A 16,216-nucleotide genomic window follows, 5' to 3' on the forward strand; every position below is an offset into this window, starting at 1 on the left:
CCAAAAACCGCAACTTGCATGCAGGCACGTTCGCCTTCATGCAAGTTGCACGATTCCGAAAATCACCTGCTTTCATAACGTGTTGTTTTATAAGGATTTAATTGGCCGCGTCGAGTTGGCACACTGTCTGCAATATCCCTGTTAACGCTGCAGCATCAAGGTTTACATACTGCAGACTTTTAATAAAACAGGAGTTACTCGTATGAAGAAGTTCGCTCTCGCTACTGCTACCGCTCTGACCCTGGCCATGGGTGCTAACGTAGCCTTTGCTCAGACTTCCCAAGCCCCTATGACGCTGGCGGCCGGTGAAGTCACTAAGGCTAAAGAGTCCACTTCGGATACCTGGATCACCACCAAAGTCAAAGCTGACCTGCTGACCGAGAAAGGTATTCCTGGTTCGGACATTAAGGTTGAGACCAACAAAGGTGTGGTTTCCCTGTCCTCGACAGTTGCTATCTCTGACGCTCAGAAAGCTACTGCTGTAGCGATCACCAAGAAAATCAAAGGCGTAACCGCAGTTTCGGCTGACGGCCTGATGGCTGGCGGCGCTACCAAGGCTGATAACGTCGACAAAACCAAAAGCGCAGCTGCTGGTGCCAAAGAGTCCACCTCGGACACTTGGATCACCACCAAAGTGAAAGCTGACCTGGTAACCGAGAAAGGTATTCCTGGCACCGACATCAAAGTCGAAACCAACAAAGGTGTAGTTTCCCTGTCGTCGACCGTCGCAGTGACTGAAGCGCAGAAAACCACCGCGGTGAACATCACCAAGAAAATCAAAGGCGTTAAAGCTGTATCGGCCGACGGCCTGAAAGCAGAGTAACGCTTAACGAATCGCCTGAGCTAGGCGGAGGCGGCCACGAGCGAGTCTAGTTATCCGCTCAATGCACCTCACAGGTTCATGCGACCGACCACACGGATGTGGTCATTACAGGCCCCGGCACTTGTGTCGGGGCCTGTTCTATTGTGGGTAGAAAAGTGGGGAGGTCAGCGAGGCTCTTGTGGCGAGGGGGCTTGCCCCCGTTGGGCTGCGTAGCGGCCCCTTGGTATGACGACGGTGATCCGCCTGAATGACCGCGACGCCCTCATTGGGGCCGCTACGCAGCCCAACGGGGGCAAGCCCCCTCGCCACAGGTGCTCACCGGGTGCCGGTTTATTCGGCATCCAGATGCATCGGTGTTACCACCCGACCATCTTTCTCTGCTTCCCCAAGGTTTGCATCGATAAAGTAAACCCGCTCATCTTCCAGCTGCGCCTTGTCTACCAGGTAGTCCTTGATCGCGCTGGCGCGGTCCTGGCCCAGTTGGCGCAGCAACACGTCACTGCCGCTCCAGAACTTGATCACACCGTCCCGCAGCTTGGCGGTGCGTTCGTCATTGCTCAGGTCTTTCCATTCGGCCGGAGGCTGTTGTTTCAGGCGGGTGCGGTAGATGCCTTCCAGCAGCGGCGCCTTTTCCTTTTCCGGTACTTCGAGCAGCGACGCCTGGGCCGGCACCTTGTCGCCACGGCGCTGGAGGATCTTGTAGTAGTTGTACTGGTATTCGCGTTCCAGCCGTTGTGCGGCCAAAAGCGGGCCGTCACTGCTGGCAGCGGCGGTGCCTTCGATCTCCAGGCGCAGCGCAGGGCGCTCCTTGAGGGCTTTGGCCAGGCTGTCGAGGGCCGACTGGGAATCCTTGCTCAGCTCGCTCGAGCCTGCGGCAAACGACACGTTGCCAAGGTCTTGGGCACCACCACCGCTGATCAGGCCGCCAATGAACTTGAATGGCGCCGTGGCCGCACGTACTACCAGGTTGCGCAGGGTCTGCCAGACAATCGGCATGACGCTGAACTGCGGGTTGTTCAAGTCGCCGGTCACCGGCAGTTCGATCGAGATCTTGCCGTCTGAGTCCTTGAGCAGGGCTATCGCCAGGCGAATCGGCAGGTCCACGGCGTCGGCGCTGTCGACCTTCTCACCCAGTTGCAGTTGCTCGACCACCACCTTGTTTTCGGCCTTCAACTGGCCCTTGGTGATGACGTAATGCAGGTCCAGGTTGAGCCGACCCTTGCGGATGCGGAACCCGGCAAACTTGCCCGAGTATGGCGTCAGGGTGGTCAGTTCGACGCGTTTGAAGCTGGTGGCGATATCCAGTGCGGCCATCGGGTCAAACGGATTCACGCTGCCCTTGATGGTGACCGGTGCATAACGGTCAACCTTGCCCTTGACGTCGACGCTCGCCGGTTTGGCCTGGCGACTGTCAATGGTGCCGATCTGGCCGTTGAGCTGCTGGATGGCCGTGGCGAAGTTCGGGGTCAGGCTGAAGTCGGCGAAGTTGGCCGAGCCGTCGTTGATCGCAATTTGACCAATATGAATGCCCAGGGGCTTCTCTTTGCTGGCCGCAGGTTTCGCCGCGGACTTGCCGGGGCTGTTGGCCGGCTGCGGGATCAGCAGGTCATCGATGTTGGTGGTGCGGTCATCGTTGATCATGAAGCGCGCATAGGGCTGCAACAGGTTGACCTTGTCGATCGACAGGCTGTCGCCATGTTGATAATTCACGCCTTCCAGCACCAGGCGCTGCCACTTGAGGAAGTCGCGGGTCTTCATGGTGTCCAGGGTGTGCAACTGGTCGACCTGGGCCCGGCCGGTCACCTGGAATGCCAGGGGGGCGGTGCTTTTCAGGTTCACGTCGAGGTTGCTGCCGAGCATGCCGCTACGCAGTTCCAGGCGGATAAACGGGCTGATATAGGACTGGGCGACGCGCAGGTCGATGTCTTTGGTGTCCACTTTCAGCTTGGCGCTGACCGGGCTCAGGTTGACCTGGCCGGTCGCCTGGAGCTTGCCCTGTTTGCCTACGCCGGTATCCAGCTTGAGGGTAAAAGGGCTTTGGTTGAGGCTGTCGAAACCCTGCAGGTCAAGGTTCAGCGGCCCGACTTCCAGGGCGACTGCCGGTTTGGCCGAGCGGTCAGCCAGATGCACTTGATAGTCGCGCAGTTGCACGTCCTTGAGCAGCACTTGCCAAGGCTTGCTCGGCGCTGCCGGTGCAGGTTTTGGCGAGTCGGCGGTAGCGGGTGCGGTGGCTGGCTCGGCTGCGGGTGCAGTTGCAGGTTTGCTCGGATGGCTGGCAAACAGCTTCTGCCAGTCCAACTGGCCGTCGGCTTCAAGGGCGGCCCAGGTTTCGAGTTTATTACTGCGGATCTTGCCGACGATCACTTGCTGTTTGGCCAGGTCCACGGTGGTTTCGCTGACGTCCAGCTTCTGCAGGCGCGCGAGCGGCCGGCCAGCCGGGGCCTTGATCGCAAACGGCGCGACACTCAGGGCGACGTTGGTCAGGTTCAGCTCGGTTTCCTTGGCCAGGCTCAGCTTGTAGTCGGTGCTGAAGTTAAGGATGCCGTCTTCCAGAACCAGCGGCACCGCGTCACGCACATACGGCCACCAGACTTTCATCTTGCCGTCGGTAACCTTGAGTTTGCCCTCGGAGGCGATCGGGATCAGGCTGAAGTTGCCGGTCCAGTCGATCTGGCCGCCTTCAGGGCCGGCTGCCACCAGGGTCATGTCGGCGTTGTCATCGGGCAGCGTGCTGAGGTTTTTCAGCTCGAAATCGAGTTTGTCGTAGAGAAACTCGATCGGCTCGCTCGGGCGCAAATCCTGGAAGTGCACATAGCCGCCTGCCAGCTTGATGTTATCGATGCGCAGCGGGAATGGCTTGGCGTTCGGATCGGTTGGTGTCGGTTCGCTGGCCGGGAGTTTGAACAGCTGCGCCAGGTTGAGCTGGCCGGATTTGTCGAACAGCAGCTCGGTCTTGGGCTTGTCGAGTTGTACGTCGGCCAGGTGCAGGGCGCGGGTCCACAGGCTGTCGATCTGCAGGTTGGCATAGAGGCGTTCAAAGGCCACTTGCTCCTTGCCCGGCTCACCGATATTCAGGCCCCACACGGTCAGTTCGAGGCTGAACGGGTTGAGCTCGATACGCTCGACACGCGCCGGCACCGTGGCGTAGTTGGCCAACTGTTGGTTGGCCACGCGAAGGGCAATGCCGGGGAGAATCAGGAAGCCCAGCAAGCTGTACAGGGCAAGGGCGGTCAGCAAGGCGCCAGCGGCGCGAATCAATCCTTTGGGCATATGTGACGCCATCTATGTCAATCAAGAGTGCCTTGGAGTATGGCACGGGTTTACGGTTCCGAAGAGCCGGGCCTTTATTACTGCGCCCTGACCCTTTTGGGACAAGTCCTACAGTTGCAGGATCAGGGTCTTCAGCGGTGGTTGCTGGTCGTGGGACGGGAAGTCTGCGCCGGGTGTCATGACCTGCCAGTCGCGCACCGGGCGCCCGGCCTTTTCCGCGCAGCGCAGGACCTGGTCACGCCAGTCGTCCATGCCGACTTTCGCCAGGTTGTTGCAGCAGATCAGCACGCCGTTGTCGGCCGTGGCCAGCAGCGCCGGCTTGAGCAGGCTCTGGTAGTCGCGCAGCAGGTCGACGGTACCGAAGGCGCTCTTGGCCCAGGCGGGAGGGTCGAGCAGTACCAGATCGTATTGACGCTGCTCCAGGCGCGGGTAACTCGGCAGCTTCTGCCCCCGACGCTGGCTGATGGGCAGGCCGGCCAGTTGGCGGATTGCCGGGAAGTAGTCGGACTGGATGAATTCCATCGTCGGCAATTGCGGGTTGAGCTGGCCGTTTTCGCGACCGACCGCCAGGTTGCCCTCGGCAAAGTCCAGGTTGCACACCTCACGAGCGCCACCGGCAGCAGCACTCAGGCCTACGCCGCAGGTGTAGGCAAACAAGTTCAGCACGCTTTTGCCGGCGCTGTGTGCCTTGACCCAGCCGCGGGTGTTGCGCAGGTCCAGGAACAACAGCGGGTCTTGCCCGGCATGGCGGCCGCGCACGCGGTAATTGAGGCCCCATTCGTGGCCGACCAGGTCTTCCAGGGCTGCGGGCTCGGCGCGGTACACCGTGTCTTCACGGTCGATGCGCGAGTTGCCCCGGGAGCGGTCGTTGTAGACCAGCAGCAGTTCAAGCCCCAGGTGCTGGTTGATTGCTTGATGCAGGTGCAACAGGTCGTCGCTTTCCAGCGACTGGTGAAAACTCTGCACCAGCAGTTGCGGGCCGTAGCGGTCGATCGTCAGGCCACCGGCGCCTTCCTGGCTGCCGTGGAACAGGCGATAGCAATCGGTACCTTGTGCATGCAGCTCGGCGAGCAGGTCCTGGCGATGATCGAGGGCGGCGCGCAGCGCCTGATTCAAGGAAGACATAGTGCGCGCCTTGCAGAGTAATTGGGGCGCGGGAGTTTAACAGTTATGGCTCCAGCAGGCCCATTCGCCTGTGGGCCCGCTGCACCGAACCATTGCGCATGGCCCAGCGCAACAACGGCGCGCTGCGCCTGACCCCGGCACGAATCATCTGGCGCTGGATCGGGCTTTGCTTCTGCCCGAGCATGTCGCTGGCCCAGTCCGGCAGCAGGTCGATACCGGCCTGCATCATCAGCGAGCCAAACGGCTTGGCCAGGGTGCTGGGAGACGGCGCGTTGAGCAGCAGGCGCAGGACTTCGTGGCTGCGCTGGTCACACAGCAGTTGCGGGCGGATACGCTCAAGGTAATCGGAAACTTCCTGGCGCGAACGCGGCACATGGCGCGCGCCCAATTGCTCGGCCACCAGGGCGATTTCGCTGTAGTAGCGGTCTTGATCCCTCAGAGATAAATCCGGGTTGCGATAACGCAGGTGGGCCGCGAGAAAGTTGCTGACCTCCGCCACATGCACCCAGGTCAGCAACTCGGGATCACTGGCGGCATACGGTCGACCGTCCGGTGCATGGCCGACCACTTGCAGGTGAATGGTGCGCACTTTCTCGATCAGCCATTCGGCGTCACGCCGCGAACCAAACGTGGTGCCGGAAATGAACTGCGAGGTGCGTCGTAACCGCCCCAACATGTCCTGCCGAAAGTTCGAGTGGTCCCACACGCCGGCCAACGCCAGCGGGTGCAATGCCTGCAACATCAACGCGCTGATGCCGCCGATCAACATGCTGCTGAAGTCGCCATGGACCTTCCAGCTCACCGAGTTCGGCCCAAAGAGACCCGGATCGCCCTTGGGGTTCTCCAGGTCGAGTTGGCCCAGCGACAAGCCGGTCAGGCTCATCAGCTGGTTTTCGATGCGGCTGCGAATGAATTCCATGGGTTCCTAGCGGTTGAGGCGCTTGTCGATCAGGCCGTCCACCACGCTCGGGTCGGCCAGTGTGGATGTATCTCCCAGGCTGTCCAGTTCGTTGCAGGCAATCTTGCGCAGAATCCGCCGCATGATCTTGCCTGAGCGGGTTTTCGGCAAGGCCGGCGCCCATTGAATCAGTTCGGGCTTGGCGAAGCTGCCGATTTCCTTGCTGACCAGGTCCAGCAGGTGCTTTTTCAGCGCGTCGTCGGGCTCGACGCCATTCATGGGCGTGACGAAGGCATAGATGCCCTGGCCTTTTACGTCGTGTGGATAACCGACCACCGCGGCTTCTGCGACCTGATCATGCAGCACCAGGGCGCTTTCGACTTCGGCGGTGCCGATGCGGTGCCCGGAAACGTTGATCACGTCGTCGATGCGCCCGGTGATCCAGTAGTCACCGTCCTCGTCGCGCCGCGCGCCGTCGCCGGTAAAGTAGTAGCCGGGGTAGGGTTTGAAATAGGTGTCGATCATCCGCTGCGGGTCGCCGTACACGCTGCGGATCTGCCCTGGCCAGCTGGATTTGATCGCCAGCACGCCGCTGCCGGCGCCACTGATTTCCTTGCCTTGCTCATCAAGCAGCACCGGCACTACGCCAAACATCGGCTGGGTAGCGCAGCCGGGCTTGATGCGCTGGGCGCTGACCAGCGGGCTGAGCATGATGCCGCCGGTTTCGGTCTGCCACCAGGTGTCGACAATCGGGCAGCGTTGTTCGCCGACCGCGTTGAAGTACCAGTCCCAGGCCTCCGGGTTGATTGGCTCGCCGACACTGCCCAGCAGGCGCAGGCTGGCGCGGGAAGTGTTTTCCAGTGGGCCGTGGCCTTCCCGCATCAGCGCGCGTAACGCGGTCGGCGCGGTGTAGAAGATGTTGACCTTGTGTTTGTCGATCACCTGCCAGAACCGCGAGCTGTCCGGGTAGCTCGGCACGCCTTCGAACATCAGCGAGGTCGCACCATTGGCCAGTGGCCCGTACACGATATAGCTGTGGCCGGTGACCCAGCCGACATCGGCGGTGCACCAGAACACTTCGCCTTCGCGGTAATCGAGCACGTACTTGAAGGTCATCGCAGCTTGCAGCAGGTAACCGCCGGTGGTGTGCAACACACCTTTGGGTTTGCCGGTGCTGCCGGAGGTGTAGAGGATAAACAGCGGGTCTTCCGCATCCATCGGCTCGGGCGGACAGTCGTCGCTGGCTGCATCCAGGGCCTGTTGATACTTGAGGTCGCGCCCTTCAGTCCAATTGACTGCCGCGCCAGTGCGCTGCACCACCAGTACCGTGCTGACACCCGGGCAACTGGCCAGGGCCTTGTCGACATTCTGTTTCAGCGCCACCGGCTTGCCGCCGCGCACGCCTTCATCGGCGGTGATCACCGTGTGGCAATCGGCGTCGAGAATGCGGTCGCGCAGGGCGTCCGGCGAGAATCCGCCAAACACCACCGAATGCACCGCGCCGATCCGCGTACAGGCGAGCATCGCGTAGGCCGCCTCGGGAATCATCGGCATGTAGATGCACACCCGGTCGCCTTTCTTCACGCCACGGCTTTTCAGCACGTTGGCCAGGCGGCTGACGTTTTGGTGGAGCTGGCGGTAGGTAATTTTGGAAGACGTCGCAGGATCATCGCCCTCCCAGATGAAGGCCGGCTGATCAGCGCGTTGCGCGAGGTGACGGTCGATGCAGTTATAGCTGACGTTCAGTTGGCCTCCGGCAAACCATTGGGCGGAGCCGGTCTTGATGTCGGATTTCTGGACGGTCTGCCAGGGCGTGCTCCAGTCGAGAAAACGCTTGGCCTGTTCGGCCCAGAACGTATCGGGTTGCTCGACGGATTGGCGGTAGAGGCGCTGGTAGTCCTCTTGACTGAGTTGCGCAGCCCGGCGGACGGCATCGGCGGTGGGGAACGTGCTGATATCGAACATGAGGGATCCTTATTCTTGTTTTTTGCGACAAGAGGGGAGCTTTGCGACCCTCGTAGGAGCTGGCTTGCCAGCGATTGCATCACCTCGGCATTGAGTTTCACCGAGGTGTTTGCATCGCTGGCAAGCCAGCTCCTACAAGGGTCCGCTCCCGCAGGTTCAGACCCTCATTGTAGTGCCGATACCATCAACCGCGGTGACGGCCGCGGAAGTAGTTGATCAACCCCTGGGTGGACGCGTCGTCCGCAGGCTGTTCTTCAGTGCCGGTCAGGCGGTTGTAAACGCCTTTGCCCAGCTCCTTGCCCAGCTCCACGCCCCACTGGTCGAACGCGTTGATGCCCCAGATGACGCTCTGCACGAACACTTTATGCTCATACATCGCCACCAGTGCACCAAGACGGCGAGGGCTGATGCGTTCAACCACAATGGTGTTGCTCGGACGGTTGCCCGGGATCACCTTGTGCGGTGCCAGCTTCTGCACTTCGGCTTCGTCCATGCCCTTGTCGCGCAGCTCGGCTTCAGCCTCGGCGCGGGTCTTGCCGAGCATCAGGGCCTGGCTCTGGGACAGGCAGTTGGCGTACAGCCACTGATGGTGGTCGGAAACCGGGTTGAAGCTGACGATCGGCACGATGAAGTCGGCCGGGATCAGTTGGGTGCCCTGGTGCAGCAGCTGGTGGTAAGCATGCTGGCCGTTGCAGCCTACGCCGCCCCAGATAACCGGGCCGGTGTCGGTGGAAACCGGCGTACCGTCCTGGCGCACGCTCTTGCCGTTGGATTCCATGTCCAGCTGTTGCAGGTGCTTGGTGATGTTACGCAGGTAGTGATCGTACGGCAGGATTGCGTGGCTCTGCGCGCCCCAGAAGTTGCCGTACCACACGCCCAGCAGGCCGAGCAGCACCGGCATGTTCGCCTCGAATGGAGCGGTCTGGAAATGCTGGTCCATGGTGTAGGCGCCGGACAGCAGTTCCTTGAAGTTGGACATGCCGATGGCCAGCGCGATGGGCAGGCCGATGGCCGACCACAGCGAGTAACGACCGCCCACCCAGTCCCACATCGGGAAAATGTTCTCTTCGCGGATACCGAAGGCCACGGCCGCCGCGTTGTTGCTCGATACGGCGATGAAGTGGCGATACAGCTCGGCTTCCGAGCCACCCTGGGCCAGGTACCAGGCGCGGGCGGCCTGGGCGTTTTTCAGGGTTTCGAGGGTGTTGAAGGATTTCGACGAGACGATGAACAGCGTGGTCTCGGCGCGCAGCTTCATGGTCAGCTCGTGGAACTCGCTGCCGTCGATGTTCGCCAGGTAATGGCAGCGCACGCCTTTGTGGGCGTAGGACAACAGCGCTTCAGACACCAGCTCCGGGCCGAGGAACGAGCCACCGATACCGATGTTCACCACGTCGGTGATCGGCTTCTCGGTGTAGCCACGCCACAGGCCGTCGTGGATGCGGCCGACCAGGTCAGTGATCTGGTTCAGCACCTTGTGCACGTCCGGCATGATGTTCACGCCGTTGACCGACAGTTTGTCACCCACTGGGCGGCGCAGCGCGGTGTGCAGCGCCGGACGGCCTTCGGAAGAGTTGACCGGCTCGCCGTTGAACAGCGACTTGATCGCGCCCTGAAGGTCGACTTCCTTGGCCAGGCCTACCAGCAGGTCGCGGGTTTCGCTGGTGATCAGGTTTTTCGAGTAATCGAGGAAAAGTCCGCAGCTGCTCAAGGTGAACTGGGTAAAGCGCTGGGGATCGGCATTAAAGGCTTCGCGCATGCTGAAATCCTGCATGGCTTGGCGATGTTGATTGAGCGCTTGCCAGGCGGGCAGAGCGGTAACGTCATGAGGAGTGCGGTAGTACGCCATCGCTGCGGGTTTCCTTTTTATTGCTGGGACTGCTTTTAGGACACTTGAAAGCCGGGAATGTCCTGTCTTTGTGAAGATGACAGGCTCCGGTCAACGCCAACGAAGAGCGTAGGGCGAATACATTAAACCTAGCGTGTCGATCTGTCTTGGCTTTGTCTGCGCTGTGGCCGGTACTTTTTTATACCGGCCGATCAGGCAGTGCAACAGGCGGGGTGTGCGGCGGGGTCAGTTCAGGTGCAGATGCAGGTTGTCGATCAGCCGGGTGGCGCCCAGGTAGGCGGCGACCAGGATCACCAGGTCCTTGTCTTCGGCGGTGGCCGGACGCAGGTGCAGGCCCTGGCGAACCTCCAGGTAGTCCATGCGAAAACCTGCCGCTTCGATTTGCTGGACCTGTGCGGCGCGCAGTTTGGCGAAGTCGCGATCGCCCGCTTCAATGGCGGCGGCGATCTGGCTGAGGCTGCGGTACAGCACCGGTGCGATCGCGCGCTGTTCGTCGGTGAGGTAACCATTGCGCGACGACAGCGCGAGGCCGTCGTCGGCGCGCACGGTCGGCTCGCCGATAATCTGGATCGGCATGTTCAGGTCATGGACCATGGCGCGAATCACCGCCAGTTGCTGGTAGTCCTTCTGGCCAAAGATCGCCAGGTCCGGCTGGACCATGTTGAACAGCTTGCTGACCACCGTGGCCACGCCTTCAAAATGCCCGGGCCGGCTGGCGCCGCACAGGCCTTCGGACAGTTGCGGCACGCTGACGCGAGTCTGGCCGGCCATGCCGTCGGGGTACATCTCCTCGACGGTCGGGGCGAACAGCAGGTTGCAACCGGCTTGCAAGAGCTTCTCCTGGTCGGCCGCCAGGGTGCGCGGGTACTTGTCCAGATCTTCGCCGGCGCCGAATTGCAGCGGGTTGACGAAAATGCTCGCCACCACGAAGTCGGCTTGTTGCGCAGCCTTGGTGACCAGCGTGGCATGGCCGCTGTGCAGGTTGCCCATGGTGGGCACGAAGCCGATGCGCTTGCCCGCACTGCGGGCATGGGTGACGGCGGCGCGCAGTTCGCGCACGGTCTTGACGGTGTTCATGCGGAGAATCCGTGTTCGGCGCCCGGGAAGGTGATGGCTTTGACTTCGCTGACATAGGCGGCGAGGGCTGATTGGATGCTGTCCTGGCCCGCCATGAAGTTCTTCACGAACTTGGGTACGCGGCCGGTAAGGGACAGGCCCAGCATGTCGTGCAGTACCAATACCTGGCCGTCTGTGGCAGAACCGGCGCCGATACCGATCACCGGTACTTTAACGGCCTGGGTGATTTCCGCTGCCAGCTCGCTTGGCACGCATTCGAGCAGAATCATGCACGCCCCGGCCTGTTCAAGGGCGATGGCATCGGCCCGCATCTGGCGCGCCTGGGCTTCGCCGCGGCCTTGCACCTTGTAGCCGCCGAGGATATTCACCGACTGTGGCGTCAGGCCCATGTGCGCGCAAACCGGCACGCCGCGTTCAGCCAGCAAACGAATCGACTCGGCGAGCCAGGCGGCACCTTCAACCTTGATCATGTGTGCACCGGCACGCATCAGTTGAGCACTGTTGGTCAGGGTCTGTTCGATGGTGGCATCGGCCATGAAGGGCAGGTCGGCAATGATGAAGGCGCCTTCGTTGCCGCGCTTGACGCAGGCCGTGTGGTAAGCGATTTCATCATTGGTAACGGGCAGGGTGCTGTCATTCCCTTGTAGAACCATGCCCAGGGAGTCCCCCACCAGCAACACTTCAACTCCTGCCTGGCTGCTGGCCTGGGCAAAAGTGGCGTCGTAGCAGGTCAGCATGGTGATCTTTTCACCTTTGAGCTTGAGGCTCTGCAAGGTGCTCAGGGTAACGTTTGGCATGAAAAGGGTCCTCATTCAGGCGCTTGGAAACAGCGAGTAACGCGCGTGAGTCTTCGTTTATACAGGCGCACTTTCTTAAGGATCAGTGCTTATAAGGCCTGGATTGCGCCCTTTAGCGCCGGGTAGGCGGCAGCGGGACGCCTATAGTCGTGAGGAGGACTCTGGAAGTCAATTGGATGTGTTACCGCATTGTTACGGCGGTGGTGTTACCGCTGTTACTGATGCGATTCAGCAGTAAATGATGCGTAGTAAATGCAGGAGCGAGCTAGCTCGCGAAGGTCGTCAATGATGACGCGGGAAGCCTGGCGCCCAGCGGTGTTCTCAGGTTTTTCGCGAGCAAGCTCGCTCCTACAGGTTTGAAGGCAGGCGTTCCAGGCCGACAAACGGGCAGGCATCCAGCAGGTCGCCGAGCAGGCGGCCATCGGCCAGTTGCAGGCTGGCCGGGGCCAGTTCTGCCAGCGGGTAAAGCACGAACGCCCGCAGGTGCATTTGATAGTGCGGCACCTTCAGGCGCGGCTCATCGATCAGCCGGTCGCCAAACACCAGGATATCCAGGTCCAGGGTGCGCGGGCCCCAACGCTCAAGACGCTCGCGGCCCTGGTCATTCTCGATGGCTTGCAGCGCATCGAGCAGTTCCAGTGGTGCAAGCGCGCTGTCCAGGGCCGCGACCGCATTGGTATAGCGCGGCTGGCCCGGGAGCAGGGAATCACTTTGATAGAAGGCGGAGACGCCCGCCAGCGTGGTGTCCGGCAATTGCGCGAGGGCCTCGATGGCGTCTCGCAATTGTTGCTCAGGGGCAGCCAGGTTGCTGCCCATGCCGACGTAGATACGTTCCACGTGCTTACTCGCCCGACGCGCTCGATGAATCGCCAGCGCTGCGTTTGCGCTTGCTGCCACTGCTGCGGCGACGTTTTTTCGGGCCATCGCCGGTGGCTTCGCCTTTGCTGCTGAGCTCTTTGATCATCTCGCGGCGCTGGCTGTCGTTGGCGTCCTGGTAGTCGGTCCACCATTCGCCCAGGCCGTCGGTCTGTTCGCCGGCGCTTTCGCGCAGCAGCAGGAAGTCATAGCCGGCACGGAAGCGCGGGTTGTCCAGCAGCAGATCGGCGCGTTTGCCGCTGCGGCGTGGCAGGCGCTCCTGCATGTCCCAGATCTCGCGGATCGGCATGGTGAAGCGTTTCGGGATGGCGATGCGCTGGCATTGCTCGGCGATCAGCTCGTGAGCGGCTTCCTGCATGGCCGGAATTGCCGGCATGCCACGGTCTTGCAAGCGCATGACGCGTTTTGGAAGCGCTGGCCACAACAGGGCGGCAAACAGGAACGCCGGGGTTACCGGTTTGTTCTGCTTGATGCGCAGGTCGGTGTTGATCAAGGCTTCGCTGATCAGCGTGTGGGTGTAGGTCGGGTTGTACTCCAGTGCTTCGGCGCTGGCCGGGAACAGTGGGTCGAACAACTGCAGGTCTACCAGCATTTCGAAGGTGTCGGCAGCATAGCCGGAGAGGAACAGCTTGAGCACCTCTTCGAACAGGCGTGCCGAGGGGATTTCCCGCAGCATCGGCGCCAGGTCGCGAATCGGCGCGGCCGTGTGCTTCTCGATGCCGAAGTTCAGCTTGGCGGCAAAACGCACGGCCCGCAGCATGCGCACCGGGTCTTCCTGGTAGCGTTGCGTCGGGTCGCCGATCAGGCGCAGCAGGTTGTTGCGGATGTCGTGTACGCCATTGGCGTAATCGAGGATGCGCTCACTGACCGGATCGTAATACAGGGCATTGATGGTGAAGTCGCGGCGCTGCGCGTCTTCTTCCAGGGTGCCGTAGACGTTGTCCCGCAGGATGCGCCCGCTTTCGTTGCGGGAAGACTGGTTAGTGTCTTCTTCTTCATCGTTTTGCGGATGGTTGGCGCGGAAGGTCGCGACCTCGATGATCTCGCGACCAAAGTGGATGTGCACCAACTTGAAGCGCCGGCCGATGATCCGCGCATTGCGGAATTCGGCACGCACTTGTTCCGGCGTGGCGCTGGTGGCGACGTCGAAATCCTTGGGAGTGATATTGAGCAACATGTCGCGCACGCAACCGCCAACCAGGTAGGCCTGGTAGCCGGCGTTCTGCAAACGTTCGACGATGTTCACCGCATAACGGCTGAACTGGGCGCGTTGCAGCGAATGCTGGCTGCTATTGAGCACTTCAGGCGTGCTGCGTTTGTGTTGCGTACGACGCAAGGGAGAACGGAATGACTGGAACAACTTCTTCAGCATGGGATGCACTGTTTGAAGGAATGTTCGGCCATAACGAAGAATGACCGCATGATGGGCCGGGATTCTAGCATTTAGTCAGGGGATGGTGTAGGAACTAGCTGCAAGGCTTGAGCCAGAAGCTTAAAAGAAGGGTGGCAGGTGCCAAATCGCGGAAACTACAAGGGGAGCCGAAGCTCCCCCAGAAGTAGTTGCGTGCTCTATTTTTATTATTGGTTTCGGGCTTCTTGTTTTTGTTGATCGCCCTCGCCATGAAGCTTCACCTTCATGACACTCCCAATCGGGAGCCAAGAGCAAACGGATTGCTTTGGTCGCTGTGTTGCTGATCTACGATCCAACCAGTTCAGGCTCTGCCTTAGGGCAGTTTTTGTTGTTCTCGGCCTGGTTGCGGGGCAAGCCCCAAATGCAACGCCTCTCCAAAAGAATCAGTTAGCTGCGCCTCCGCCGTGTTGTTTTTGTTATGCGTGAGTCGATTCGTCTTATTTTTATTGTCTTGTACATTTGCTTGTTATTGTTTTTGTACTAAGCATATAGCAGGGTGCGTGCCAACTTTTGCGAGGCCCAGCAAAATAAGGGGTTCGGGGCGTTTTCGGGTTTGTTGAAGGCGAAAAAAAGCCGGGGCTTCGTTACCGTAAGCCCCGGCTTTTGTTACGTGAAAAATCAGCGGTAACAGTTTTTTCACATCTGAGGGTGTTACCTGTGGGGGCAACCCACTCAGCTTTCGCTGGCAACCCCGGTCTTGCGCCGCGGGATACCCAGGCGCTGGCGCCGTTCCCACAGGCATTTACGGCTGACGCCCAGTTTGCGCGCCAGTTCGGTCTCGGTCATGTGGTCCTGGTGCTCCAGCACGAAATGCTGGAAGTAATCTTCCAGTGACAAATCTTCTGTCGGCTCGTGGCTGTTATTACTGCCGCCACCTTGCTGCGGTGGCAAACCGATGAAGTCATCATCATCCAGGTCGCTGAGCTCGATATCGATCCCCAGCAGCTCGGCGGAAATTTCCGGGCTCTCCGACAGAATCACCGCACGCTCTACCGCGTTTTCCAGCTCCCGCACGTTACCCGGCCAGGAGTAGTGACGAATCGCCTGCTCGGCATCGGCAGCAAACTTCAGGTCGGTACGGTTGATTCGCGCACTCTGGCGCGCCAGGAAGGCCGTGGCGATTTCGTTGACGTCGGCGCCGCGCTCACGCAAGGCCGGCAGTTTGAGAGCGATCACGTGCAGGCGGTAATAAAGGTCTTCACGGAACTGGCCAATCTTGGCCAGGCTCTTCAGGTCACGGTGAGTGGCCGCAATCAGTCGCACGTCGACCTTCTGCGACTGTACCGAACCGACGCGGCGTATTTCGCCTTCCTGGAGTACCCGCAGCAAGCGTGCCTGGGCTTCCAGCGGCAGTTCGCCAATCTCGTCGAGGAACAGCGTGCCGCCGTCGGCGGCCTCAACCAAACCCGCACGGCCAGCGCTGGCGCCGGTAAAGGCGCCTTTTTCATGGCCGAACAATTCGGATTCGATCAGGGATTCGGGGATCGCGGCGCAGTTTACCGAGATCATCGGTGCCTTGGCGCGCTTGGACAGGTTGTGCAGGGCACGGGCCACCAGTTCTTTACCGGTACCGGACTCGCCCTGGATCAGTACATTGGAGTCGGTTGGCGCCACTTTGCGGATCTTGCTGTACAGGTCCTGCATGGGTGGGCAGGAGCCGATGATGCCGATTTCGCCGTTACTGTTGTCAATACCGGGTTTTTCAGAACCATTGGCGGCCTTGCCCGCTGCCGGGCGTTCAGCCGGTGCGCTGCTGGCCGATTGACGGTCACGCAGGATGCGCGCTACGGCCTGGAGCATTTCGTCGTGGTCGAAGGGCTTGGCGATGTAGTCCACCGCGCCCATCTTCATGGAGTCCACGGCCGAGCGCAGGCTGGCGTAGCTGGTCATGATCAGCACCGGAGTGCCTTGGCCGAGCTTGATCAGCTCGGTGCCGGGGGCGCCTGGCAAACGCAGGTCACTGACGATCAGGTCGAACGTGGGAATGCTGAAACGCTCTTGGGCTTCCTGCACCGAGCCGGCTTCGCTGACCTGGTACTGATTACGTTCAAGCAGGCGACGCAAGGCAGAGCGGATAATGGTTTCGTCTTCGACGATCAAAATGTGCGGCATTGATTCAACTCTC

At 60.7% G+C, this 16,216-nt stretch carries 11 protein-coding genes; 1 reads left to right on the plus strand and 10 read right to left on the minus strand.

Features of this window, described 5'->3' with window-relative positions:
* Nucleotides 1-202 precede the first annotated feature (202 nt).
* On the plus strand, nt 203-823 hold the full coding sequence (locus tag C0058_RS04075; RefSeq protein ID WP_003212178.1) for a BON domain-containing protein: 621 nt from the start codon (nt 203-205) through the stop codon (nt 821-823).
* A gap of 330 nt (nt 824-1,153) precedes the next feature.
* Here C0058_RS04075 and C0058_RS04080 read toward each other — a convergent pair whose 3' ends face one another.
* From C0058_RS04080 to C0058_RS04125, 10 genes are all read right to left on the minus strand, one after another.
* Entirely contained in the window at nt 1,154-4,093 is a 2,940-nt protein-coding gene (locus C0058_RS04080) for a DUF748 domain-containing protein (RefSeq protein WP_102368081.1), read from the minus strand.
* 108 nt (nt 4,094-4,201) lie between these two features.
* The gene (locus C0058_RS04085; protein ID WP_102368082.1) at nt 4,202-5,218 is read right to left on the minus strand and encodes a class I SAM-dependent rRNA methyltransferase; all 1,017 of its coding nucleotides are present in this window, start codon (nt 5,216-5,218) and stop codon (nt 4,202-4,204) included.
* 43 nt (nt 5,219-5,261) lie between these two features.
* Complete coding sequence (locus C0058_RS04090; protein ID WP_102368083.1) at nt 5,262-6,137, minus strand: oxygenase MpaB family protein; 876 nt, start codon at nt 6,135-6,137, stop codon at nt 5,262-5,264.
* A 6-nt stretch (nt 6,138-6,143) separates the two neighbouring features.
* Nucleotides 6,144-8,081, minus strand: coding sequence for an acetate--CoA ligase (gene acs / locus C0058_RS04095; protein ID WP_102368084.1), 1,938 nt, complete (start codon nt 8,079-8,081; stop codon nt 6,144-6,146).
* A gap of 184 nt (nt 8,082-8,265) precedes the next feature.
* Nucleotides 8,266-9,930 carry a glucose-6-phosphate isomerase gene (gene pgi, locus C0058_RS04100; protein ID WP_003212168.1) on the minus strand — a complete coding sequence of 555 codons (1,665 nt, stop codon included), beginning with the start codon at nt 9,928-9,930 and terminating at the stop codon, nt 8,266-8,268.
* Nucleotides 9,931-10,155: 225 nt separating this feature from the next.
* On the minus strand, nt 10,156-11,007 hold the full coding sequence (panC, locus tag C0058_RS04105; RefSeq protein WP_003212166.1) for a pantoate--beta-alanine ligase: 852 nt from the start codon (nt 11,005-11,007) through the stop codon (nt 10,156-10,158).
* Entirely contained in the window at nt 11,004-11,804 is an 801-nt protein-coding gene (gene panB / locus C0058_RS04110) for a 3-methyl-2-oxobutanoate hydroxymethyltransferase (protein ID WP_102368085.1), read from the minus strand. The genes panC and panB overlap by 4 nt, the downstream gene beginning before the upstream one ends.
* Before the next feature lie 348 nt (nt 11,805-12,152).
* Nucleotides 12,153-12,641: a 2-amino-4-hydroxy-6-hydroxymethyldihydropteridine diphosphokinase gene (gene folK, locus C0058_RS04115; RefSeq protein ID WP_003212163.1), complete on the minus strand. Its 489-nt coding sequence runs from the start codon at nt 12,639-12,641 to the stop codon at nt 12,153-12,155.
* A gap of 4 nt (nt 12,642-12,645) precedes the next feature.
* Nucleotides 12,646-14,052: a polynucleotide adenylyltransferase PcnB gene (locus C0058_RS04120; RefSeq protein WP_003212161.1), complete on the minus strand. Its 1,407-nt coding sequence runs from the start codon at nt 14,050-14,052 to the stop codon at nt 12,646-12,648.
* A gap of 711 nt (nt 14,053-14,763) precedes the next feature.
* The gene (locus tag C0058_RS04125) at nt 14,764-16,203 is read right to left on the minus strand and encodes a sigma-54 dependent transcriptional regulator (protein WP_003212159.1); all 1,440 of its coding nucleotides are present in this window, start codon (nt 16,201-16,203) and stop codon (nt 14,764-14,766) included.
* Nucleotides 16,204-16,216 lie beyond the last annotated feature (13 nt).

This window comes from Pseudomonas sp. NC02 (assembly GCF_002874965.1).
Lineage (GTDB): Bacteria > Pseudomonadota > Gammaproteobacteria > Pseudomonadales > Pseudomonadaceae > Aquipseudomonas.

Coding starts and splice junctions, on each gene's coding strand:
- acs (WP_102368084.1), bottom strand. CDS start 8,081: ATGTTCGATATCAGCACGTTCCCCACCGCCGATGCCGTCCGCCGGGCT.
- C0058_RS04085 (WP_102368082.1), bottom strand. CDS start 5,218: ATGTCTTCCTTGAATCAGGCGCTGCGCGCCGCCCTCGATCATCGCCAG.
- C0058_RS04080 (WP_102368081.1), bottom strand. CDS start 4,093: ATGCCCAAAGGATTGATTCGCGCCGCTGGCGCCTTGCTGACCGCCCTT.
- panC (WP_003212166.1), bottom strand. CDS start 11,007: ATGAACACCGTCAAGACCGTGCGCGAACTGCGCGCCGCCGTCACCCAT.
- pgi (WP_003212168.1), bottom strand. CDS start 9,930: ATGGCGTACTACCGCACTCCTCATGACGTTACCGCTCTGCCCGCCTGG.
- panB (WP_102368085.1), bottom strand. CDS start 11,804: ATGCCAAACGTTACCCTGAGCACCTTGCAGAGCCTCAAGCTCAAAGGT.
- C0058_RS04075 (WP_003212178.1), top strand. CDS start 203: ATGAAGAAGTTCGCTCTCGCTACTGCTACCGCTCTGACCCTGGCCATG.
- C0058_RS04120 (WP_003212161.1), bottom strand. CDS start 14,052: ATGCTGAAGAAGTTGTTCCAGTCATTCCGTTCTCCCTTGCGTCGTACG.
- C0058_RS04125 (WP_003212159.1), bottom strand. CDS start 16,203: ATGCCGCACATTTTGATCGTCGAAGACGAAACCATTATCCGCTCTGCC.
- C0058_RS04090 (WP_102368083.1), bottom strand. CDS start 6,137: ATGGAATTCATTCGCAGCCGCATCGAAAACCAGCTGATGAGCCTGACC.